Here is a 23,381-nt window from a genome sequence, read left to right on the forward strand (position 1 = left end):
GTTTCGAGGGCTTGGATAATATACCACTCCTCCTCCTCATTGTCAAGCCTTTTCAAAGTCATTTTTTTACACTTGCCCGAACTCAATAGATGGGCAACCCGTAAAATTTCAGAAGTGGTAGCAAGCTCAAATTGTTAAACACTGAAACGCCCTGCATGAATCGGCGATATGGTTTTAAGACAAAAGAGTTTTAGCGTATAATATTTCCTGCTTCCCTTTTGAGTAAATTGATAAAAGTGTGAAATATAGTCCGGCTTGGGCTATTCTGCTATCAGGAGAATACTATGGATTTTGGATTCAGCCAAAAATCATTGGATTTGCAAGAACGCCTGAAAGTGTTCATGCTTAAATATGTGTATCCAAACGAAAAAATTCATCATGAACAAATTAAAGCTTCTGGAAATCCGCATCACCACGCTGAAATTGTTGATGTATTAAAGGAGAAGGCAAAAGAAGAAGGGCTGTGGAATCTCTTTTTGCCTGATACCACTTATGGCGCGGGTTTAACTAATCTCGAATATGCGCCGTTGGCAGAGATTATGGGTCGCGTTTTATGGGCTTCCGAAGTTTTTAACTGTTCCGCGCCCGATACCGGAAATATGGAAATTCTGGCACAGTTTGGCAATGAAGAACAAAAAGAAACTTGGCTTAAACCTCTGCTAGAAGGTAAAATCCGTTCTTCTTTTTCAATGACCGAACCGGATGTTGCCAGTTCAGATGCAACCAATATCCAGATGTACATCCGGCGTGAGGGGGATGAATACGTATTGAACGGGCGCAAATGGTTTATTTCTGGGGCAGCCCGTGAACGCTGCAAATTACTCATTACAATGGGGAAAACTGACCCACTAAACCCTGAAAAACATCGCCAACAAAGCATGGTAATCGTTCCCGTGAATACTCCGGGTGTCACCATCAAGCGAGCTATTCCGGTTTTTGGGAATGTTGGGAACGAAGGTCATTGCGAAATAATTTATGAAGATGCGCGTGTATCTATAACAAATGTATTGGGCGAAGAAGGGGGCGGTTTTGCAATAGCACAGGCGCGACTTGGTCCCGGTCGTATTCATCATTGTATGCGTTCAATAGGGGCAGCGCAACGCGCCCTTGAGATGATGTGCCAACGCGCTACTCGTCGGGTAGCTTTCGGTAAGGCTTTGGCAGAACAGGGCGTGGTGCAAGATTGGATTGCACAATCGCGAGTAGAAATTGAGACGGCACGCCTCCTGACCCTCAAGACTGCTTGGATGATGGATACGGTCGGGAAAAAAGCGGCGCAGGACGAAATTGCTATGATTAAAATCATCGCGCCAGAAGTACATACCACCGTTTTGAATCGTGCCATTCAGCTTTTTGGCGCGGCGGGCGTGAGCGATGATTTCCCCTTAGCTGAACAGTGGGTTTATGGGCGAACCTTGCACCTCGCAGATGGTCCCGATGAAGTGCATAAACGCTCTCTTGCGCGTTCCTGCTTGCGTCATTGGGGTAACATTAAGTAAAAGTTAGTTGCAAAGGCTTGACGTAAACATTTTGCCCGTTTACAATTTGTAGAAGTTTAGCCTTGTAGAAATAGCGCTTGAGGCTGTTTATGGGTATTTTATCGACGCTAAATCTATGGCGAAAAAAAAGAAGTAGTATAATTCTAGGGCAGCGAGGAATGGTATTAGATAATAGGGTTCTAGCCAGAGGACATAAAACACTAGTACATCAGTTCATGCGAGAGGATGTGGATAAGTGGATGGCGTGGCCTATGCACCAAGACCCGCTATACGCATCAAGTTACCCGCGCACAATGAACCGTTTTGAACGGGATGACTGGTTTCAGGATCGTTCATCTCGCAACGATTATATGATGTTTGCGGCTGAAGATTTTCAGGGAAATCTGATTGGCTTGATTACCCTTCGCAATATTGAACGCAACCGTACCCATGCGGTGCTGGGCATCACCATTCGCCCCGAAATATTGGGCAGCGGCTTTGGCACCGATTGTCTATGGATATTCCTGTATTACTATTTCGAGACGTTGCACTTTGATGCTTTGATTTTGGATGTGGCAGCATATAATTATCGCGCCCAAAGGGTTTACGAGAAGTGTGGCTTTGTTCGCACCGGGGAACACTGGGGTCATTATGATGACTACTCAGTTTTTTATAACGATTATTATAAAAATATCCGCAACTATTTTCGCCAGCGTGGCGCGTGGATTGAAACCCTCTACTATGATATGATTTTGCGTCGTTATGATTACCTACATCTCCGAAAGCAGGGTTACGATCCTACTCAGATAAGGACTCAGAAATAGCAATGAGTGATAAACAGGGAGTTTCTTCTAAATCTTCCCATCCACATTTCACCGATGAGATTATCTTCATAGAATTAAAACATGATGTGGCTAACCGGATGGAGTTGCCCCAATTAGTACCGCTATTCCAAAAAGACTACGAAACCGAAATAACACACGGTCAATTGCCGCCTGCCGCAATTGCCGCCGCAATTGAAGCTCTCAAGCTGGTTAAACCTGCTCTAACGGAATATGATCGTTTCTTGGCACGTTATTATCTGTTGGAAGCCCATCGCTCTCTTGAGCAAAAGCCCCCCGATGGCTATCAGGCGCAGCGTTATTTTCAGAAAGCTTTGGGTTTAGATGTAGGCGAGCCTTCGGCAGAAGCGGCTTTCTATCTCGGCAATATGCTTTCGGCGGTGGATACCCTTGAAGCGGAGCGCATGTACCGGCTATCGTTGGATATACAACCGGGAGTTGCGACAGTACATTATGAGCTTGGGTTACTATTAAGAGCTAGGCGCGATTTGCCTAACGCGCTTGGAGAATTTGAAAAGGCATTCCGGCTTGAGCCTGATAATGCTATCCTGCTAAATGAAGTGGCTGAAACCCAACTAATGGCTGAAAATTATGAACAAGCCAGAGCCGCTTTTGCGCGTGCTGCCGAAATTGAACCGGAAAATTGGATATTCCCTGTTAAACTGGGTCTAGCTGAATACCGCTTAGGTGAATATGCCTTTGCTATGACGCATCTTCGCGCCGGGCTGGATGAATCACCGGATGAATTATTAGATGGGGAGACTCAATCGCTTTATATTGACGGGCTGTTCTGTCTTGGGCTGGCTTATCGCGCTACAGGCGATCCGGTTAGGGCGCGTAAGCTGTTTAAAGCGGTGCTGAATATTGCACCCGGCTTTGAACCTGCGGTATTGGCATTGAACGGTTAGCTTTCAGGGGTTATAATTAATCTGTTAACTTAGCATAACAATAGTAAATATTGTGGCAACCATCGCAAAGAGTATCACCATTTCCATTGCTACAAAATAAAGCGCTGCCACCGTTTGATTAATGTTATGTAGCGTTACGGGCTTTTCCCCGTCACCTAGAGTATAATGCCCGCTTTTTTCAAGCTGCACTTTCATTGCGCCTGCTATTGCTGCCATTGTCCAACCCGCGTTAGGGCTGGCAGTTTTGTTATGGTCGCGTAGCGCAATTCTCCAAGCGTTTGCTCGGTTGCCCTTGTACCAGCGAGCATTGATTATCAACAGCAAAGCGGTGAGACGCGCCGGAAGGTAGTTTAGCAAGTCATCAAAACGGGCTGCGGCTTTGCCTAGATACTCGTATTTACCCCGATAACCTATCATCGAGTCGAAGGTGTTGGCGAGGCGATAAGCCAACGCGCCCGGCACACCAAACAACGCAAAAAACATCAGGGGTGAAACAAAACTATCGGTGGTGTTTTCTGCCACCGATTCGATGGTTGCCGCAATAATTAGCGGTTCACTGAGTTGGGCGGTATTTCGGCTAACCAAATCGCGCATCTCAAAACGCGCCTCCTCCAGCGTTTTTGCGCTCAGGATTTGCCTAATTTTCAAGCCGCTATCTCCAAGCATTTTTAAGCTGAAACAACTTTTTAGCAAGTAGGCTTCGAGAATTATAGCGGGAACGGGCAAGGCGGTTCGCAGCCAACTAAAGCCCCACCAACTTAAGGCAAATAATCCCCCAATACTGATTAGTAACGTTGACAGACCGAAAATAAATTGAAGTGCCGGGTTCTTACTTGGCGCGATTCTTTCCCAAAGACTGACCAATTTGCCCATTCCCACTACCGGATGAACCAGAGCAGGTGGCTCACCGATAGCAAGGTCGTAAGCTACCGCAATAAGCAAGGCTATCAAATATTCAAGCGGGAATGGGAATAGCATTGTTTAATCCGGAATCGGATGTTCCTTTTCTTCTTGCGTAAAGAGCTTTGTTAGGAATTTATGCAAAATCTTTGGTCCTTTAGGTAAGGGCGGAGGCGGGGTGAGCAGTGCCGCAATCGCTTTAGCGGCTGCTTCCGTTTGTTTGTTGGTTATATCCTTGCCGCCTTTTTCACCCGGTATCGGTACGCCGATAGTCATGCGGAGGTGTTTGCCAAGCCATAATTCTTTAGTGCCGCTAAAGGCAACCGGAACAATCGGTACCCCGCTCATGCCAGCGAACATACCCATACCTCTTTTCAACGGCAAAATACGTCCCGTTTCAATTGCGGAAACATCGCCTTCGGGGAAGATACCAAGCGCACCTCCGTCCTCTAGCGTTTCTCTAACCTTCTCGATTAGTTCACGGCTCAAGCCTTTATCTCGGTCTATCGCGATTACGCCGCCCACCTTTTCGGTGAATATGCGCCGCCAACGCGGAAAATATACTTCCTCACGGGCGGCAATAAAAAAGATACGCGGCTCTGAAGGGCAAAATGCCAGAATTAGAAAAGAATCAATCCAGCTAAGGTGATTTCCGGCAATTATATAGCCGCCCTCGCGGGGTAAGTTATGCCGCCCTTCCACCTTGATGCGGAACATCAGCCGAAAGAGTATTCGCCCGAAAAAGCGCAACGCCTTGAAAGGAAGGGAAGCTTTGTAGAACTTCCCATTATGAACCGCGCCCATATTATCTCCCGAAGCTAATAATATCCGCCAATACGCCGGAAGCAGTAACTTCTGGACCTGCGCCGCGCCCTTGAATTACCATCGGGTTTGGGTCATAGCGCCGGGTTTTGAAGACTACTATATTATCGGTGCCACGCAACCGCCCGATTTGCGAATCTTTGGGGACACTCTGCAAACCTACCGTTAGCCCCTTGCCGCTCACATTGGCAATATAGCGCAGGGTTTCGCCCTTTTCGGCAGCTTTGGAGGCGAGTCCAGCATAGTATTCATCTACTTCAGGTAAGCGTGCCATAAATTCTGGTACGCTCAAACTTGAGAGCGAATCAGGATATAACGCCTCTACGCTCACTTCACTTAACTCGATTCCCATGCCGAGACTTCGCGCTAAGATAAGGGCTTTGCGAGCCACATCCACTCCACCCAAATCATCACGCGGGTCTGGTTCAGTGTAGCCCTGCGCTTTGGCATCCGCTACAATTTCGCTATATTTACGCCCGTTTTCAAGTTCGGTAGCCAAATACCCAAGCGTTCCACTAAAACAACCCGATATTTCTTTGATTTGGTCAAAGCTATCTAGCAGCATACGTAAGGTGCTAACCACTGGTAACGCCGCTCCCGCCGTTGTTTCATATCTCAGCCGAGCCATACCCAAACCGGAAGCAGTCGCCATCTGCCGAAAATCCTCGATAGGTCCGCAGAGAGGACGTTTATTAGCCAGTGCCGCATAATGTCCTTGCCGTAGCGCGGAGGTTAGAACTGGGGTCATGGCAGTAGCAGAAGCGCCGCTAGTATCCACTACCACCAGTTTGGCAGTGCTATCTTCGGTGCGTATCCGGTCGAGTTCGGTGGCAAGAATAGATAAGTCGGAGGGTTTTTGAACCGATCCGGTTTGTTCGGAAATCCTGTCGCCCACTTCCGGCTTTAGTCGCGCCCACAAATATTGCATATACTGTTGGTTTGTTGCCGAGTTAAAATCAATGTGGAGGGCGTGGGTACTATCCACAATCGCCCGGTATCGCAAGTTAATACCCAACCGCTCTTTGATTTCGGGGGAATATTGCACCACCAGACCGAATAGGGCGCGTCCCACGCCACCCATTCCGTATTGCACAATCTCATAGAATTTAGACATTTTTGCTTTCCTAACCTATGTTTCAAAGACGCTATTTATTTTTTACTTCTTGGACTATTGTTATATTTTATCTCGACTAATGCAAACAAAGTGACTACTCCACTCGCCCTAAAGGGCGGGGGGCATCTAGGGGCGAACCCACGCTGTGTAGTCCCACAGCTTTGATATTTAAGGCAGCATTGAGATCGCGGTCTATATGCAGACTACAACTAGGACACTCGAATATTCTATCGGCAAAGGGAAGTTTTTCTTTCCCCGTTCTTCTGTAGCCACAGTCCGAGCAAGTCTGGCTGGTATAGGCAGGGTTTACAGCAATGAAAGTGTAGCCAGCTTCTTCCGCTTTACTACGCAACATACTGAAAAATTCCGACCATGCCGCATCACTAATGCTTTTGGCAAGCCTACGGTTTTTGACCATTCTATTCACGGTCAAATCTTCCACAAAAATCCTGCCATATTTATTTACGATTTTACGGCTGTGCTGGTGGCTAAAATCCTGACGTTTCCAGCCTAGCCGTTCGTGAGTTCTGGCAACTGCCTTGCGCCTAAACCTACGCTCCGGCGTGCCTTTGGTTTCTTTAGCCAACTTTCGTTGGACTTTAGCAAGGGCTTTTTCCTCCTTGAGAAAGAAGCGAGGGTTCTCAACCACAGTACCATCGCTGAGAGTAGCAAAGGTGTTAAGCCCAACGTCTATACCTACAGCGTTATCGAGTTTGGTCAAGCGTTTAGGCTCAAGCTCACAAGCAAAAGAGACAAACCATTTTCCAGTGGAAGTGCGACTGATAGTAGCGGTTTTGGGAGTACCTTCAAGCGGTCTGTGCAAAATGATATTGATATGCCCGATTTTGGAGACTACCAGATTCTTATTGTTTTGTACAGAACAACCGCCATTACTGACTTGAGGAAAGGTAATGCTGTCATAGCTGCCATAGCTTTTGAAGCGGGGGTAGCCGGGTTCTTCACCGGATTTTACCCTACGAAAGAAGGCTTTGAAAGCAAGGTCAACGCGAACTGCCACGTTTTGAAGGACTTGGCTGTGAACATTGGCAAGTTCGGGCTTTTCTTTCTTAAGAGGCGGGATAGAAACAGCTTGGGCGTGGTAAGTAACGCTGCGCTTTTCTTGTTCCCAAAAGTCTTTACGCTGAGCAAGGAAATGATTGTAAAGCCAGCGACAGGCTTCAAGTTGCTGGTTAAGCAAGTTAGTTTGCTTGCGAGTAGGGTATATCCTGTATTTATAATTCTTAAGCATATATATATTATGGCTTAATGTGATAGCAATGTCAAACGATTGTGCAATTATACAGGGTGAATAGATGCCCTCTCTAATGACCTTACAGTGAGCCTGACATTATTTTAATTTGTGAGAAGTCTGCGCTAAACGCATTTTCCCTGCCGATTCATGATAAAATACCGCAAGCGCAAAAAAGCCTAAGCGCAAAAAGTGTCTAACCATCCGACAAGCAGACTACTTTTTAGCGAAAGATGTAATCCATGTACTTAAAAAAGCTTCAACTACACGGCTTCAAAACCTTTGCCAATAAAACCGAGTTCTTTTACGACAGCGGTATCACCGCCATTGTAGGTCCCAACGGTAGCGGAAAAAGTAATATTGCAGATTCGGTGCGCTGGGTTCTTGGAGAACAGCGCTATAGCCTTATGCGAGGCAAAAAAACCGAAGATGTGATTTTCGCGGGCAGTAGCGGCAGACCCGGTATGGGTTTTGCCGAAGCCTCTATTACCTTCGATAATACCGAGCGTAAGCTACCGATTGATTTCAGCGAAGTCACTATCACCCGACGCGCCTATCGCACAGGTGAGAACGAATATTACATCAACAAAGCGCGTGTACGTCTTAAAGATGTACATGAAGTGGTAAATCAGATTTCCTCCAACTATACCGTTATCACGCAAGGTATGGTAGATGCTGCCTTGAGCCAAAAGCCCGAAGAACGCCGCAGCCTTTTTGAAGATGCCGCCGCAATCGGGCATTACAACTCCCGCCGGGTTGAAGCCGAAGAACGCTTGAATAAAACGCAAGAGAACATGCGCCGCATTTCTGACCTATTGGCAGAAATCGGACCACGCATGAAAGGCATGGAGAAACATGCCCGTCTTGCCGAAGAATATTATGCACTACAGGAAGAACTTCAAACCTTGTTCCGGCGCTGGTATGGGTATCGCTGGCGTGGTACAAACCGCACTCTGGTAGCGACGCAACGAACCGAACAACAAGCCCAAAGCGAATTTGAAAAGTGCAACCTCGATATGGAGTCGCTCAAGTTGCAAAGCAACGAAGCCCGCACCCGACAAAATGAGTTGCGGGCTAATCTTGCGCGGCTGCACCAAGATAGTAGCACACTCCACACTCGCGCCCAACAACTCCAGCAACAGGTTGCGGTAGAGCGCGAAAAGCTAAACGGCTTGAGTCGCCAGCGTGATTCACACCAACAGGAACTGGTTAGCTTGCGGATGCAAGTTGAAGAAAATACCCGCCGCTATTCTAATCTAGAGCTTGAGTTCAAAGCAGTTAAAAGCGAAATAAGTGAAGCAGATGCCAATGTTGCAGCGCAAGAAACAACTCTGAAAGAAAAAACGCTTGGAACCAGTCGTTTAGAAACCGCATGGGCGCAAAAAAGAGACGAAGTTTTAAGGATTCACAACCGATTGGACAGCCTGCAACAACAGACGGCGCAACAGGTCAAACAGCGAGAAGAACTGGCACGACAACAAACACAATATTATCAGGTGCGAGATAACACGCTGGCACGCCAGAAGGAACTAGAGCAAGAAATAGAAGTTGCCCGAAATTCCCTTAATGCTTTTGAAAAAGAAATAAACGCGCTGGCAGCCCGGCGAAAAAGCGAGGAGGTTGAGCTAAACGCCACCACCGAAGCGATTCGCTTAAAAGAACGACAAGCGCAAGATTTACGCAACAATCTTGACTCAACCCGTAGCCGACTAAATCTATTGCAGGATTTGCAAAACAGCTTTGCCGGGTTGCATAGCGGCGTTAAAGCGGTGATGCAAGCGACAAAGCGAAATAAACCCCCATTAGGTGGAATACAGGGACTAGCGGCAAATCTGCTAGAAGCTCCGGTTGAATTGGAACTAGCGATTGAAACCGCGTTAGGTGGGCATCTACAAGACATCGTAGTGGAACGCTGGGCAGATGCGGAGGATGCAATCCGTTTCTTGAAAGAAAGCGGGCAAGGACGCGCTACTTTCCTACCGCTCGATAGTCTTAAATCCCAAAATTCGGGTCGGCTCGAAGATAGAATTTTCAGAACCGAAGGGGTGCGCGGACTTGCCACCGGGCTAATTCGCTTCGCCGAAAAATATCGTTCCGTCTATGAACAGCTACTAGGGCGTTGGCTAGTGGTGGATGATTTAAAGGTAGCACGCCGCATCCTGCCCGATTTACCGATAGGCTGGAATGCCGTTACGCTAGGAGGCGAAACGGTACGCGGAGGCGGCGCAGTTACAGGTGGTACGCTTGGCAGAGAACGGGCAGAAAGCGGCATGCTTATGCGCGAACGCGAGTTGCGCGAATTGCCCGTCAAACTTGCCGCCCTCGAAAAACAAATCGCTGAAGGCGCACAGGAGCTTTCTAAATTACAGGTGCAATTCGCTACCCGCAAACAGCAAATTGCAAATACCGAGCGCGACACCCGCCAAATAAGCGACACCCGCCAAAAAGCGCAGGAAAAGTTGAGCAGCCTGTCAGGACAAACGGAGAAATTGTCGCATGAGTTGAAAGTGCGGGAAGAAACCAGCCAAAATCTGGCACGCGAAACCGCAGTTCTGGACGAGCAGGAAACCACCATTAATACAGGGAAAGAAGCCGCACTCAAACAACGCGAACAAGCACAGGCTGAAGTGATAGAGCTTGAAAAGTCTTTGCAATCTGCCAAAGAAGCCGAGCAGAAAGAGCGCGATAAGTTAACCGCTTTGCGTACCGCTAACGCCCTTTTCGAGCAACGCATCAAGAGCGCCGAGTCCAACTTGCAATTCGCCCGCACCGAACGAGAGCGGGTTAGCGGGCAAGCAAAAGCACGCGAGGAGCAAATAAAAGAGCTTGAAAACCAAACCAACGCTTTACAACGCTCCCTCGAAACAGCCCAAAGAGAACTATTGAAGTTAAGCGAGCAACTAGAAGCCCTTCGCGCCGAAATTGCGCCATACGAGCGGCAACTAGAAGCACTAGAACTAGAGCAGGTACAAAGCGATAAGCGTTGGCGTGAGATGAGTACCCATATGCTGCAACTCGAAGCAGCCCATAGCCGGGCTATTTTGGAAGTACAAAGGCTTGAAGCCGAATTAGAAACCTTGCAAGTGCAAGCTAACGCCGATCTCGCCCCCTCAATGGTGGGTGAGCAGGGCGAACAGGCACAAGTTAATCCGGCAGATTGGGTAGAGTTGCTAGAATTAGGCGAAGATGAAGCGCGGCAGTTACATGAGCGCATTGAACAAAGCCGTGTCCGCTTGCGACGAATCGGGGTAGTCAATCCGCTGGCAATGCAGGAATACAAGGAAACCAATGAGCGTCACGGCTTCCTGAGCCGCCAACTTGAGGATTTAGAAGAAGCTACGCTCTCTTTGCGCGAACTAATTAAAGAACTAAACCAACTTACCCAACAACGTTTCTCCGAAACCTTTGCAAAGGTTGCCGAAGCTTTCAGCAAATATTTCGCACAGCTTTTCAACGGCGGCAGTGCCAAACTTTTTCTAACCACGCCGGATAATCTGGCGGATACAGGCATAGAAATTGTGGCACAACCTCCCGGTAAAAAACAGCAAAATCTGGTATTGCTAAGCGGTGGGGAACGCGCTTTAACGGCGGTTGCCCTGCTTTTTGCCTTACTGGAAGTAAACCCTACGCCCTTCTGTATTCTCGATGAGGTGGATGCCGCTTTGGATGAAGCAAACGTGCGCCGCTTCTGTGAAACCCTAAAGGTTCTGGCAGCACGCACCCAGTTTATTGTAGTCACTCACAATCGAGGCACTATCGAAGCGGCTCGCACAATTTACGGAATCTCAATGGGGTCGGATAGCGTCTCCAAAACAATCTCGCTCAGGATAGATGAAGTCTCAAAATTCCGCCAGAAATACGATAAATCTCTACGCAACGCCGGAACATCGTCTGATTCCTCCCTTATTAGTAAAAATTAGGGTAAAATACAAAGCCCGGCGGAGCGGTTTAAAAGCTCTCCTGCTGGAAGCTTTGTATATTTTTTTCGCAAAGTCGGAAGTAATTTGATAGAAGCAGTTATTAATGCAGAGCTTTCCATTTTGAATTGAACAGGAAGTAAAAAATAAAATGAGAAAAGTAGTTGTATCCGAGTTCCTAACACTGGATGGGGTTATGGAAGCGCCAGACAAGTGGTCTTTCCAATTCTGGACTGAAAAAGCAGGAGAGTTTAAGTTCGCTGAGCTATTTGCTAGTGACGCGCTTCTGTTGGGGCGGGTGACCTATGAAGGATTCGCCCAAGCTTGGCCCTCTATGACTGATGAACAAGGCTATGCGGACAGAATGAACAGCCTTCCCAAATATGTTGTTTCCACCACTATACCAAAAGGGGAATGGAACAATTCAACGGTGCTTAAAGAAAATATCGTGGAAGAAGTTTCCAAACTAAAACAACAACCCGGTCAGAATATATTGGTTTTCGGCAGCGCCACTCTTGTACAAACCCTGATGGAACATGACCTCATTGATGAATACTGGCTGATGATTTATCCTGTGGTAGTGGGTAACGGAAAGAAGCTCTTTAGAGACGGAATCAATACGAGCTTGAATCTTGTAGAAACAAAAACTTTAAGTTCAGGCGTTATCATACTTTCCTACCAGCCCGTCAGAAAAGAAGAAAAATAATAAAGATGGTGGGCAATAAACGAGAAGTTTATCTTGATTATGCCGCTACTACCCCGGTTGACTCGGCGGTGGTAGAAGCCATGCTGCCAATTTTTAGCACAGATTGGGGCAACGCCAGCGCCCTTTACCACAAGGGGCGCATTGCAAACCAGCGCATCACCGAAGCACGAGAGCAAATTGCCCTTGTTCTCGGCTGTACACCGAACGAAATCATCTTTACGAGCGGCGGCACTGAAAGCGATAATCTAGCGTTAAAGGGCGCAGCCGAATACGGTCTGAAAAAAGGGTTGGGCAACCACCTTATTGTCAGCGCGTTTGAACATCATGCTGTACTACACACCGCCGAATATCTCAAGGAAAAAGGCTTTGAAATAACCTTTCTTCCCGTAAATCAGGACGGACTAGTGAACCCTGCCGAAGTGGAAAGAGCCATCATACCCGGCAAAACAAGACTGCTCAGTGTTATGTATGCCAACAACGAAATCGGCACAATTCAGCCGATTGACGAAATTTCCCGAATCGCTCGCAAATATAATGTGCCTTTCCATACCGATGCCGTACAAGCAGCAGGACAGCTACCGTTAAAGGTGCGCGATCTTGGCGTGGATATGCTCTCTCTATCTGCCCACAAATTTTACGGGCCAAAAGGGGTTGGCTTGCTCTATCTCAGACAAGGCTTGCAACTGGAATGGCAACAATTGGGCGGTAGTCAAGAACGCAAACGCCGCGCCGGAACAGAAAATGTGCCGGGTATAGTGGGAATGGCAAAAGCCTTGACGCTTGCCGAAGAAAAACGACCACAGGAAAATCTGCGTCTTGCCGGTTTACGCGACAGGCTAATGCAAGGAATAATGTCGCAAATAGCGGGAACTGCCGTAAACGGTACTCTTGACCCGACGCATCGTTTAGCTAATAATCTTAATGTTTCTTTTGAGGGAATCGATAGCGAGGGGTTGTTACAAGCGCTTGATTTACAGGGAATTGCTGCCAGCAACGGCTCTGCCTGCAATGTGGGCAGCATCGAACCAAGCCATGTTATTCGGGCTATCAGTGGAGCAGAAAATTCAGCCACCGGAACAGTAAGGCTAACACTTGGCAAATATAGCTCAAATGAAGATATTGAGTACGTTTTGGAAAAATTGCCGTTAGTGGTTAGTCGTATGCGAGCATTAAAGCAAAGCTCTTTTGCATGAATGTGGTAAAATATTAGTAAGACGCTTGTTAGACAATTTACAGGACTGGCTACGCAGTGTCGCGTTTTAACAGATTAACTAAAAATAAACCTGTAATTTGCGAGAAAGAGAACTACTATGGATGATGTACAACTAACAAACCTAAAAGCAACTTTACTGGCTGAAAAAGCTCGTTTGGAAGAAGAACTCGACCGTTTATTACAAGATGCCCGTGAAAACGCCGAAGATCAATCCGCCGAAGGTTCACCTAGCGAAATGGCAGATATTGCTTCCGATGTGACAGAGCAAGAGCGTATTATGTCAGAACGTGAAGAAGTGCGCTCACTTCTAAATGAAATTAATAAGGCACTGCTGCGTTTCGAGAAAGGCACTTATGGGCTTTCGGTTGTATCCGGCAAGCCCATACCATTTGAACGGTTGGAAGCGTTACCATGGGCAAGTAAGCTTGTAAGTGAAGAGAAGTAAAAGTTATTGATAACAAACGAAGCCGATAGCCTTACTGAAAATAAACCCCTAGAAAAACGAGGACTGGGATATTACTGGGTTTTTGGTTTTGCTACGGGTATATTTGCCCTCGACCAATTTACCAAATGGTTGACCGAAAATAACCTCGGACCCTATGGCAGCGGCAAGCAGACAGAAGTTTTAGAGGGACTGATAATTTTCCGTTACGTAAAAAATACAGGGGCTTCTTTCAGCATACTGCAAAACGCGCCTTGGTTTTTTACGCTAGTTGCCAGCCTTGCCAGTATCGGAATTATCTTCTGGTACATAGCCAAAGGTACGAATGACCGCTGGTATCAGTTTTGTGTGGCTATGCTACTCGCCGGGGCAGTCGGCAACCTCTCCGATCGCCTTTTTAAAAACGGGGCAGTCACGGACATGATAAATCTACCGTGGGCTGAGATTTTCAAAAATTTTAATGTGGCAGATGTCAGCCTGAATGTTGGAGTAGCTACCCTTTTGCTAGTCACCATCTTCAGGTCGTTACGCGAAAACCGCGACAATTCTACAAAGAGCGATAATATATAATGCCTTCCGAACCCCTATCCCTTGATGATTTGGATCTCGACCTAATTGGCGAGAATCTGGATGCAATTACTATTGACCCTGCTTTACCCGCTGAAATGAGTTACACCGCTACTGCCAACGACAAAGGTGAGCGACTGGATAAGCTCGTTTCAAATATGCGTCCCGACCTCTCACGCGGACATGTGCAACGCTTGATAGAAGAAGGAAACCTGACGATTAACGGCGCTATTGTCAAATCGGGTTACAAATTGCGCGAAGCTGAACTGATTCATCTGATAGTACCGCCGCCCGCACCGTTGGCACATCTCGCGCCAGAAGCTATCCCGCTTGATGTGGTTTATGCGGACGATGATATTATGGTCATCAATAAACCGGCAGGGCTGGTAGTACACCCTGCACCGGGTCACTATAGTGGCACTCTGGTAAACGCTTTGCTTTATCATGTCCCTAACCTAAATATCAACGGCAATATTCGCCCCGGCATAGTTCACAGACTGGATAAGGACACCAGCGGCTTGTTGGTAGTGGCTAAAACCGATAAAGCCTTAAACAGCCTCATCGGTCAGATGAAAGAACAAAGCACCCTCAAAGAATATACCGTGCTAGTCGAGGGAAATGTGCAACCCCCTGCCGGAATTATAGACGCACCGATTGGGCGCGACCCCAAAGCCCGCAAACAAATGGCGGTGGTACATAATGGCAGACCCGCCCGCACTGAGTATAAGGTACTTAATTATTTCGCCCGCCATACCCTGCTAATGGCGCGTTTACACACCGGGCGCACCCACCAGATTCGCGTCCATTTTGCCTATATGGGACATCCCGTTACAGGCGATCCGGTTTACGGGAGGCGCAAATCTACCCTGAATCTCAAACGCCAGTTTTTGCATGCGGCTTTGCTTGGTTTGGCTTTACCTTCTACAGGAGAGTATCGCGAATTTCAGGCTCCGCTACCGCCTGAACTTGAAAAAGCTCTTGCCGAAGCTCAAAATCTCGAATGAACTTTTAGCTCATCCTTGTTTAATGGTATAATCCATTATCTCAAATATCAGTAAAACCATGAAAACAATAGATGAGTTAAAGCTATGAGCAATCCCAGCCAACCGGTGACACCCAAACCTAGCGCAACCGTAATGGTGGTACGTCCTGCCGCCAACCCGGCTGAGGTGATGGAAATATTTATGTTGCGGCGACACTCCCGCAGCAAATTTATGCCAGACCGCTATGTTTTTCCGGGTGGTGGTCTGGAAGCGCATGATTTTGAACCTGAAACGCTGGCATTGCTCAAGCTTGAATCTCCAGAAGGAACGCTTTTTCGTGACTTGCCTGGCGAGGGCGCATACAATCAGGTCACGCCTTTGACTACTGCTCAGGAAAAAGGCCTTTTTGTAGCGACCTTCCGTGAACTTTTTGAAGAAGCGGGCGTATTGCTGGCGCTGCATAAAGAAACGGGCGAACCATTCGAGCTAGTAGAAGGCTCGGAAGAACATCACAAATATGCCCGCTACCGAGACCAATTACATGCCCATGAAATCAGCTTCCGTGATATTTTAACCCATGAAAACTTATTGCTTGATGCCAGCCGTTTGATTTATTATTCACACTGGATAACCCCTCTTGTTGAACCTATTCGTTACGATACGCGCTTTTTCGTGACGCTGGCGCAGCCCGACCAAATTGCCGAATCAGATTATCTAGAAACAACGCATGGTCTCTGGATTAGCCCAAGAACCGCCCTCTTCCGGTATGAAGCGGGTGATTTTAACCTTATTTTCCCAACGATATTACATCTCCGAAGGCTTGCCATCCATGACACTATTGCCGGTATGCTGGAAGTTGCCCATAGCAAAACCGTCATTCCCGTCTCACCGGATGCAATCCCCTCCGAGGTAGGGCTAGATTTCAATTTACCCGGCGCAATTGCAGACCGTTGGTAAATAACGTGCTTAACATCCCTTTAACCATTGATTAAATATTTATTAATAGGAACTTGATACCCTTATAAGGGTCTTCCAAACCATAGCTCTGGCAATTGGATGATAAAACCCCAAACGACAGTATTCATGCTGTCTTTATTGTGTGAAAGGAGAGAGAGTATTGAAATCCTTTAAGCGTATGGGAGCTTTTGTTGCTCTACTGATGCTGACTGCTATAATGGCTGCCTGCGGTGATAACACTGCCACCCCTGTACCTGCTACCACTACGGCGGCAGCGACTACAGCGTCTGCCACTACCACTACGGCTACTACTGCTGCGGCAAGCGGACAAGCAGTTGAACTGACCTTCTACTTCCCAACAGCGGTAGATGGGCCTATCCCCCAAACCTTCAAAAAATATGCGGATGATTTTACTAAAGCTAATCCCAACATTAAAATCAACACTGTATATGCTGGTGGTTATGCCGATGTTTTGAAGAAAATCCAGACCGAAGTTGGCGGCGGCGGCTCTACTGCTGATGTAGCGATTATGCTCAGCACCGACCTCTATACCCTCGCCGATAATGGGTTGGTTGTTTCGTTTGATGATTTAATCAAGGCTGACTCCACCGGAGATACTTGGGTCAAGGATTTCTATCCCGGTTTTATGGCTAATAGCCAGGCTAACGGCAAAACTTGGGGCATCCCTTTCCAACGCAGCACCCCGGTACTTTATTACAACAAAGACCTTTTCAAAGAAGTCGGATTAGACCCTACCAAGCCACCTACAACCTTCAAGGAAATGGCTGATATGGCTCAGAAATTGACCAAAGCTGACGGTAGCCGTTGGGGTATCAAGATTCCTTCCGATGGTTTCCCTTACTGGCTGTATCAAGGCTTTGCCATTTCTAACGGGCAAAACGTAGTGGGCGATGCTGCTAACAAAGTGTTCTTTAATACTCCTGCCGCTACCGAAGGTTTGAAGAACTTTGTAAGCCTTGTAAACGATTACAAAGCTATGCCAAAAGGTGTAATTGTCTGGAGCGATACTCCTAAAGACTTTATCTCCGGCAACGCCGCAATGATATACCATACCACTGGTAGCCTTACCACCATCTTGGGTGGAGCTAAGTTCGATGTGGGCGTATCTTTCCTACCTGCTGGTTCTAAAGGTTATGGCGCTCCTACCGGCGGCGGCAACCTTTACGTTATGAAAAAAAGCTCACCCGAAAAGCAGAAAGCGGCTTATCAGTTCATCAAGTTCCTGACCGAACCTGCTCGTTTGGCGGACTGGACTACTGTTACCGGATATGTTGCGCCGCGCAAAGCTGCATGGGATACTGACGCATTGAAAAAGCTCGTTGCAGATAAACCTCAATATGCAGTCGCCCGTGACCAATTGCAATATGCCGCCAAAGAACTGGCTACTCATGAAGGCGCTACCGTACAGCAAATTCTGGGTAAAGCAGTACAATCGGCAGTAACCGGCGATAAAGACCCTGCTAAAGCACTCGATGATGCTCAAAAAGAAGCTGATAAGCTTCTAGCTGATTACAAAGATTAAGCTTTAACTGAGCAGGATTTTCGTTTCAGAGGTGAATTCAGGCAAGGGGCATAAACCCCTTGCCTCTAAGGTAAATTCATTTTTACCATTTTAAATGTACTCTTCTCGAAATAAAACTAATGGAACAAGAATCAAAGCAAGCATTAATAGAAGCCAAAAATGCGGACTCAACATTGGTCGCTTTTAAAGCAAATGCCAGCCGTAAATCGCTAGGACGCGCTATTTTTCCATATTTGCTCATTTTTCCAACCCTAGCTTTAATAACGTTGTTCACCTTCATCCCAACTATCAATTCTGCCATTCAAAGTACTATTAAGCCTCCCCGCACCGTACAACAGGAAGCGGAATTTGTAGGATTCAAAAATTATCTCGACCTATTCGATAATAATACCGTCATCGGGCAAGAAGATAACTTCCAACGGGTATTTGTCAACACTTTAGTATTTGTAGCCGTGACAGTTCCGGTTTGTGTCATTCTGGCTTTCTTGCTGGCGTTATTGCTGAACCAAAAATTGAAACTGACTTCAATTTACCGCACTGGCATTTTTTATCCCGTATTATTGCCGCTATTAAGCGCAGCCAGTATCTGGGCTTTTTTCTTTGCCGATAGTTTCGGTATGCTAAATACTACCCTCAAAGCGATAGGTTTGCCCCCACAGGGCTGGAATCGTGACGCTAATTGGGCGCTTATTTCGATTATGCTGGTGGTAATCTGGAAACAAACCGGCTTTTACATGATTTTCTACCTCGCAGGTTTACAGAATCTGCCGCAGGATATTTATGAAGCAGCCCAACTTGATGGCGCAAGTGCGCTCAGGCGTATGTTTAACCTTACTATTCCGCTGCTGAACGGTACAACACTCTTTGTACTGGTCATTGCAGGAGTGGGCGCATTCCAAACTGCCGACCCGCTCTACGCGCTTGGTGAAGGAAATCCGGCTAACCGCAGTAACCTGATTCTTTATTTCATCTATCAGCATTTGAATGAACCGCGTGACCGGGGTTACGTGTATGCCATGACAATTCTGCTTCTGATATTGCTATTAGTCTTCACCGTTTTCAATTTCATATTTATAGAGCGGAGAGCGAACTATGAAGACTGATGCAACACCTGTAACCTTTACCCTGAACCGCCAGAAAATACGTTGGAACTTGCTGATTACAAACGTTATTTTGATAGTGGTTAGCATTATCTGGCTAATGCCTTTGATAATGACTATACTTTTGAGCGTGCGTCCCAAAAAGGATACGCTCGGCGCCGGAAATATTTTCTTTGGTTCGGGTTTTAGCCTTGAGTGGTTTCAAAGCGCATTTGATTCCCAGCCGTGGGGTACTTATTACCTCACCACTATTATATTCGTGTTCGGGTTGCTCGCCCTACAACTGCTTACTATTACGCTATCGGGTTACGCCTTCGCTCGTCTCGATTTTTTCGGGCGAGATTTCATCTTTATCCTTATATTGGTACAGATAATGATACCATCTGCCGTATTGCTAGTACCAAATTTTGCTACTGTACGCTTTCTAAACCTCTATGACACCAAGTTAGCGTTGCTGCTTCCATATATCGGCTCAGCTTTCGGCACTTTCTTGATGCGCCAAACTTTCCGGCAAATTCCCCGCGAATTGGAAGATGCAGCGCGGATTGACGGTTGCAACTGGCTAGGTTTATTGCGCCACGTTTACATTCCTTCCTCTACATCAGGTTATATCGCTTTTAGTCTTGCTTCGGTCAGCGCCCATTGGAACGAGTTCTTGTGGCCTCTCATTATTACTCGTAGCGATGATAACCGGGTTTTAACGGTTGGTCTGGGACAAATCTTGAGAAGCGAGTCTGGGGCGCAATACGGTTTGATTGGGGCAGGCACATTGATTGTAGTCGCCCCCTTACTGCTACTTTTTATTATATTCCAGCGACAGTTTATCAATAGCTTCCTGCGTAGCGGGATGAAATAGTTTATAATCCTGAACATGGGTAAAGACAAAACCAGCATGTATATAGGCACATGTCTGCTTTCAATTGAGATTCCTGACGGTGAATCGCTTAAAGATAAGCGTCATGTGGTCAAATCTATAATCGAACGCGCCAAGCGCGAGTTGCACCTGAGCGTGGCGGAGGTAGGCGGTTTGGATGAATGGGATTACGCCGAAATCGGTCTGGCATATGTCAGCAATAGCGCTAAACACGCCGATGAGGTTATCGCCAAAGCGGTCAACTGGATTGAGACAAATCTAAAAGATGGTATTCTGGGCAACTACAAGACCGAAATTGTTAGGATGTTTTAGTAGTTATGTCAATTCAGAAATCCCTCACCCTGTGCCTAACCCTCTTAATAATGGGACTACTGTTTTCGGCTTGCAGCAGCGCTCCAGATGACACAACTATTACGCCAACTTTAACACCTCGCCCTATTTTTGTGCTGAACACGCCTACGCCCACAGCGCAGGTTACACCACTAATTACACCTACTTCCATCCCTACGCCCACCACAAACCCTCGTATCCGCCCTACTGCCACTCCTACCCTTAACCCGCGTGTGACTCCAAGCCCATCGCCAAATCCTTCCGCCACGCCGATTGTATTGACCCCTGCTCCTAGCATAACTCCCAGACCGTCACGGGTTATTGGCGGTGATCTCGTTTCGGCACGTGACCGTGACCCTGCCAGTTTGCACCCTTACGGCTTGAACGAAGCGGTTAGCAAGGAATATCGCGCGATGCTCTACGATGCAAAATTGCTAAAGCGTAATTCCCAAACCCTCGATTGGGAATCTTACGCCGCCAGCGCCTTCAAATATGATGATAAGGCGTTAACCGTTTCTTTTATGCTACGCCGCAACATGCTCTGGAGTGACGGCGTACCTATCACCACCGATGATTTTATCTGGACTTATCAGTTTATTACCGACCCAGACAGAGGCTGGCTCGACTTGCCGCTTTACGCCGGAAAAATCGAGAGCTATTTCGCGCCGGACAAATATACCTTGCAAGTAAAATTGCGCGACCGTTACTCAAACCCGTTGGAAATTGCTAATCTAGTAGAGCCGCTCCCTAAACATCGCTGGGATGGGCAAAGCTGGGCAGAACCGGAGATAAACCGCGAGATTAATAGACCAACGGCAGTGAGTGGTCCATGGAAACTGAAGGAATGGCGCAAGGGCGACCGTATTATATTTGCAAGAAATGAGCTTAGCGCCTGTTCGCCCGTGCCAAACCTCAACAGCCTGACTTTTTTACGTGCCGACTCCAAAAACGCGCTCGAATTGTTGCGGAATGGCGACATTGATTTTTATACGCCTCCCAATCTCACCGATTTTGAAACGGTCAAGCAAATGGCTAAGATTGTACCCTATAGCTGGAATCCGGCGGCACCCACATGGCAATATCTAGGGTTTAATTTCAGAAATCCGCTCTGGCAAAACCTGAATGTGCGTAAAGCCTTGAGTAGCGCCGTTAGCCGCGCTGACATCGTGAAGGACATTGCCGGTAATCTGGCTGTGCCTCTTTATAGCGATATTGCGCCCGGTAATCCTGCCTATACCGATAATGTAGAAAAACCTGTTTATAGCCTCGAAACTGCCCAATCGTTGTTACTAGCAGCTGGCTATCGCCTTAACGGATACAGGTTAAGCGACCTTAGCGGCAAAGACTTGCCGGAAATCAACCTGATTTATAACAATGAAAGCGAGTTTCGGGCGCGGCTTGCCACTTATATGGCGAATCAGTTTGAGAAGTTGGGTTTCAAGGTAAAGTTAAGCCCACTTGAATATCAGACCTTTCTAAACACTCTGCAAGACCCGAAAGCAGATTTCGACCTGTACCTTTCAGCTTGGAAATCCACCACGCTTAACTCAGAGCAATTCGGGACAATTTGGAGCAACCTGCCGGGAGGCTACCGTAATCAGCAATTACTTGCTCTTTACGATAAGGCTAATAGTGTAGCGGATAAAACCTTGCGAACGGAATTGCTCAATCAGATTCAGCAATTGGAAGCAAAAGAGTTGCCTTATCTGTATCTTTATGCCAAGCAGGAGTATGCGGGCGTTGCAGCCTTTGTGGGGGGTGTAACCGAAAGCCCGCTGGGTATTGCTGCCAACCGCTACGCCGACTGGTATATCAGGTAACGTTGATTTTAGGGTTTGGGTTCGTAGGTGTACCAAATGTCGCGGAATTTTAAATAGTAATTCTGACGAATCACATCCGCCAATTCCTTTGACCAAACATCGGTGCGAAAACTGGACGAAAAGAAATCATCTTTTGCGAGGATTAATCCAAATTCTTTATTTTTTACCCGCTGTAGCAAACGTGATTCATCATACAGATTTTGCTTTGTTAGAGCAGAGAGGGTAAATAAGTCGTTATAGGTGGTAGGCTTTCCGGTTGCCACAAAAAAGCCCGCTTCGCTGGTTAAAATATAGGGATTAGGATTAGTGGAAGCATTATTGATAACGCGACCAAGCGCATTAATTTCATCAGGGCGATAGCGTAACTCGATTTCATAACGCTGAGAAGGAATAGAGAACACCGCCAACTGCCATATAAGCAGACCAATTACAGGCAAAGCCAGCCAACGCATCGCCGTCTTTAGTAGAGGTGCAAAGCCAAACGGCGCTACTAACAAACGCGCCAGCAAAAACCCTGCACCCACCGCCAAAGCAGCATCAGCCGGTAAAAAATGGTTGTGGTCTGCACCCGAAACGCCCATTCCCAACAATAAGGGCATTGAAAAAAGCAAATACCAGCCAACCAGCGGGATATTTCGGGCAGAATGTAGCAATTTAGCAAACTGGCGACCTTTTTGATTGCGCCAGTCCATTATCAAACCGCCAAGCGCAAACACAAAAAAACATAGCGCAATAATCAATAAAGCGGCAGTTTCGCTCGTAAATAAATCAAGGTAGGTTTTAAAATTATCAAACTTCCATGGCAAATTGTGGTATTCAAAAAGGCGGCGATACAATTGCAGCCCAGTCGCTAAATTTAACACGATAAAAGGAATACCCAACGCGGCCACAAAGCCTGCTATCCAGATAAAAATCAAGCGGCGTTTATGCCAATTACACAATATTATGTAAACTAAACTGGCGATGGGTGCAGCCAAAGCGGTTTGTTTGGTATAAAACGCCAGAGTGAGCGGGAGTATTGCAGCGAACGCGCCCCAGCCGCTAGGCTTCCATGCCACCAATGCTAGAGCCAATATCCCAAACGCGGTCATCAGCATATCGGCGCGAACCCTAACAGCCCAAATAGCTACGGCAGGCAAACTTAGAAAGACTAAACCGCCCACTGTACCGCCTATTGCTCCGGCAAGATAGCCTAGTTTGCCCGAAATGCGATTTTCGGCAACCACCAATAGCACAATGCCTACCGCAACCAGCAGGGCAGAAAGCAAAGATACGAACCGTCCGGTAGCAAAACCCGTAGAATAATTAGTACCGGATGCCCATAACCAATTGACTAAATAGTAATAAAGCGGCGGATATGGTGCGCTGATAAACTGGTCACCGCTTAGAGGAATATAGATTGAGCCACCGCCCCGAATAAGCGAGACCTCATTAAGTATCAACCCTTCTGAGCCAGTTTGAAAATATTGGAAATTCAACCAGCGTTGTACTTGTTGGCTAAAAAAATCCAGACGAGGAAGCAACGCGATTACAAAGGCAACAAGGCTCAGCAGAATTAAAACCAGAGGTAGAAGCGCAAAACGGCTGCCCATATAAAATAGCAACCGCCTTGAAAA

Annotated in this window: 20 protein-coding genes; 15 read left to right on the forward strand and 5 right to left on the reverse strand. The window is 47.0% G+C overall.

From position 1 onward, the window contains the following. The first annotated feature begins 284 nt into the window (after positions 1-284). From WCK19_RS09055 to WCK19_RS09065, 3 genes are all read left to right on the forward strand, one after another. Positions 285-1,499, forward strand: a complete 1,215-nt coding sequence (locus WCK19_RS09055) for an acyl-CoA dehydrogenase family protein (RefSeq protein WP_342397060.1) — start codon at positions 285-287, stop codon at positions 1,497-1,499. Positions 1,500-1,657: 158 nt separating this feature from the next. Then, a complete protein-coding gene (locus WCK19_RS09060) occupies positions 1,658-2,302 on the forward strand; it encodes a GNAT family N-acetyltransferase (RefSeq protein ID WP_342397061.1) in 645 nt (214 codons plus the stop codon). A 2-nt stretch (positions 2,303-2,304) separates the two neighbouring features. Next, positions 2,305-3,228 carry a tetratricopeptide repeat protein gene (locus WCK19_RS09065; RefSeq protein WP_342397062.1) on the forward strand — a complete coding sequence of 308 codons (924 nt, stop codon included), beginning with the start codon at positions 2,305-2,307 and terminating at the stop codon, positions 3,226-3,228. A 24-nt stretch (positions 3,229-3,252) separates the two neighbouring features. Here WCK19_RS09065 and WCK19_RS09070 read toward each other — a convergent pair whose 3' ends face one another. From WCK19_RS09070 to WCK19_RS09085, 4 genes are all read right to left on the reverse strand, one after another. Continuing rightward, positions 3,253-4,206, reverse strand: coding sequence for a cobalamin biosynthesis protein (locus tag WCK19_RS09070; RefSeq protein ID WP_342397063.1), 954 nt, complete (start codon positions 4,204-4,206; stop codon positions 3,253-3,255). 3 nt (positions 4,207-4,209) lie between these two features. Further along, positions 4,210-4,932: a lysophospholipid acyltransferase family protein gene (locus tag WCK19_RS09075; RefSeq protein WP_342397064.1), complete on the reverse strand. Its 723-nt coding sequence runs from the start codon at positions 4,930-4,932 to the stop codon at positions 4,210-4,212. A gap of 1 nt (position 4,933) precedes the next feature. Continuing rightward, positions 4,934-6,064, reverse strand: coding sequence for a hypothetical protein (locus tag WCK19_RS09080; protein WP_342397065.1), 1,131 nt, complete (start codon positions 6,062-6,064; stop codon positions 4,934-4,936). A 94-nt stretch (positions 6,065-6,158) separates the two neighbouring features. Beyond that, entirely contained in the window at positions 6,159-7,313 is a 1,155-nt protein-coding gene (locus tag WCK19_RS09085; RefSeq protein ID WP_342397066.1) for an RNA-guided endonuclease TnpB family protein, read from the reverse strand. 242 nt (positions 7,314-7,555) lie between these two features. Here WCK19_RS09085 and smc point away from each other — a divergent pair, with 242 nt between their 5' ends. From smc to WCK19_RS09145, 12 genes are all read left to right on the forward strand, one after another. Next, a complete protein-coding gene (gene smc / locus WCK19_RS09090; protein ID WP_342397067.1) occupies positions 7,556-11,233 on the forward strand; it encodes a chromosome segregation protein SMC in 3,678 nt (1,225 codons plus the stop codon). Positions 11,234-11,381: 148 nt separating this feature from the next. Further along, complete coding sequence (locus tag WCK19_RS09095; protein WP_342397068.1) at positions 11,382-11,936, forward strand: dihydrofolate reductase family protein; 555 nt, start codon at positions 11,382-11,384, stop codon at positions 11,934-11,936. 5 nt (positions 11,937-11,941) lie between these two features. Next, positions 11,942-13,129 carry a cysteine desulfurase family protein gene (locus WCK19_RS09100; RefSeq protein WP_342397069.1) on the forward strand — a complete coding sequence of 396 codons (1,188 nt, stop codon included), beginning with the start codon at positions 11,942-11,944 and terminating at the stop codon, positions 13,127-13,129. A gap of 117 nt (positions 13,130-13,246) precedes the next feature. Continuing rightward, a complete protein-coding gene (locus WCK19_RS09105) occupies positions 13,247-13,594 on the forward strand; it encodes a hypothetical protein (protein ID WP_342397070.1) in 348 nt (115 codons plus the stop codon). Positions 13,595-13,600: 6 nt separating this feature from the next. Next, positions 13,601-14,161, forward strand: a complete 561-nt coding sequence (lspA, locus tag WCK19_RS09110) for a signal peptidase II (RefSeq protein WP_342397071.1) — start codon at positions 13,601-13,603, stop codon at positions 14,159-14,161. After that, positions 14,161-15,162 (forward strand): RluA family pseudouridine synthase, encoded by a 1,002-nt coding sequence (locus WCK19_RS09115; protein ID WP_342397072.1) that lies wholly within the window; start codon positions 14,161-14,163, stop codon positions 15,160-15,162. The genes lspA and WCK19_RS09115 overlap by 1 nt, the downstream gene beginning before the upstream one ends. An 84-nt stretch (positions 15,163-15,246) precedes the next feature. Continuing rightward, complete coding sequence (locus tag WCK19_RS09120) at positions 15,247-16,098, forward strand: hypothetical protein (RefSeq protein WP_342397073.1); 852 nt, start codon at positions 15,247-15,249, stop codon at positions 16,096-16,098. 160 nt (positions 16,099-16,258) lie between these two features. Further along, positions 16,259-17,641, forward strand: coding sequence for an ABC transporter substrate-binding protein (locus tag WCK19_RS09125; RefSeq protein WP_342397074.1), 1,383 nt, complete (start codon positions 16,259-16,261; stop codon positions 17,639-17,641). A gap of 119 nt (positions 17,642-17,760) precedes the next feature. Next, positions 17,761-18,744 carry a sugar ABC transporter permease gene (locus WCK19_RS09130; protein WP_342397075.1) on the forward strand — a complete coding sequence of 328 codons (984 nt, stop codon included), beginning with the start codon at positions 17,761-17,763 and terminating at the stop codon, positions 18,742-18,744. Beyond that, the gene (locus tag WCK19_RS09135) at positions 18,734-19,597 is read left to right on the forward strand and encodes a carbohydrate ABC transporter permease (protein ID WP_342397076.1); all 864 of its coding nucleotides are present in this window, start codon (positions 18,734-18,736) and stop codon (positions 19,595-19,597) included. The genes WCK19_RS09130 and WCK19_RS09135 overlap by 11 nt, the downstream gene beginning before the upstream one ends. Positions 19,598-19,612: 15 nt before the next feature. Continuing rightward, a complete protein-coding gene (locus WCK19_RS09140) occupies positions 19,613-19,927 on the forward strand; it encodes a DUF503 domain-containing protein (RefSeq protein WP_342397077.1) in 315 nt (104 codons plus the stop codon). Between the two features lie 5 nt (positions 19,928-19,932). Continuing rightward, positions 19,933-21,765, forward strand: a complete 1,833-nt coding sequence (locus tag WCK19_RS09145) for an ABC transporter substrate-binding protein (protein ID WP_342397078.1) — start codon at positions 19,933-19,935, stop codon at positions 21,763-21,765. A gap of 8 nt (positions 21,766-21,773) precedes the next feature. Here WCK19_RS09145 and WCK19_RS09150 read toward each other — a convergent pair whose 3' ends face one another. Continuing rightward, positions 21,774-23,357, reverse strand: coding sequence for a hypothetical protein (locus WCK19_RS09150; RefSeq protein ID WP_342397079.1), 1,584 nt, complete (start codon positions 23,355-23,357; stop codon positions 21,774-21,776). Positions 23,358-23,381: the final 24 nt, after the last annotated feature.

This window comes from Candidatus Chlorohelix sp. (genome assembly GCF_037138995.1).
GTDB lineage: Bacteria > Chloroflexota > Chloroflexia > Chloroheliales > Chloroheliaceae > Chlorohelix.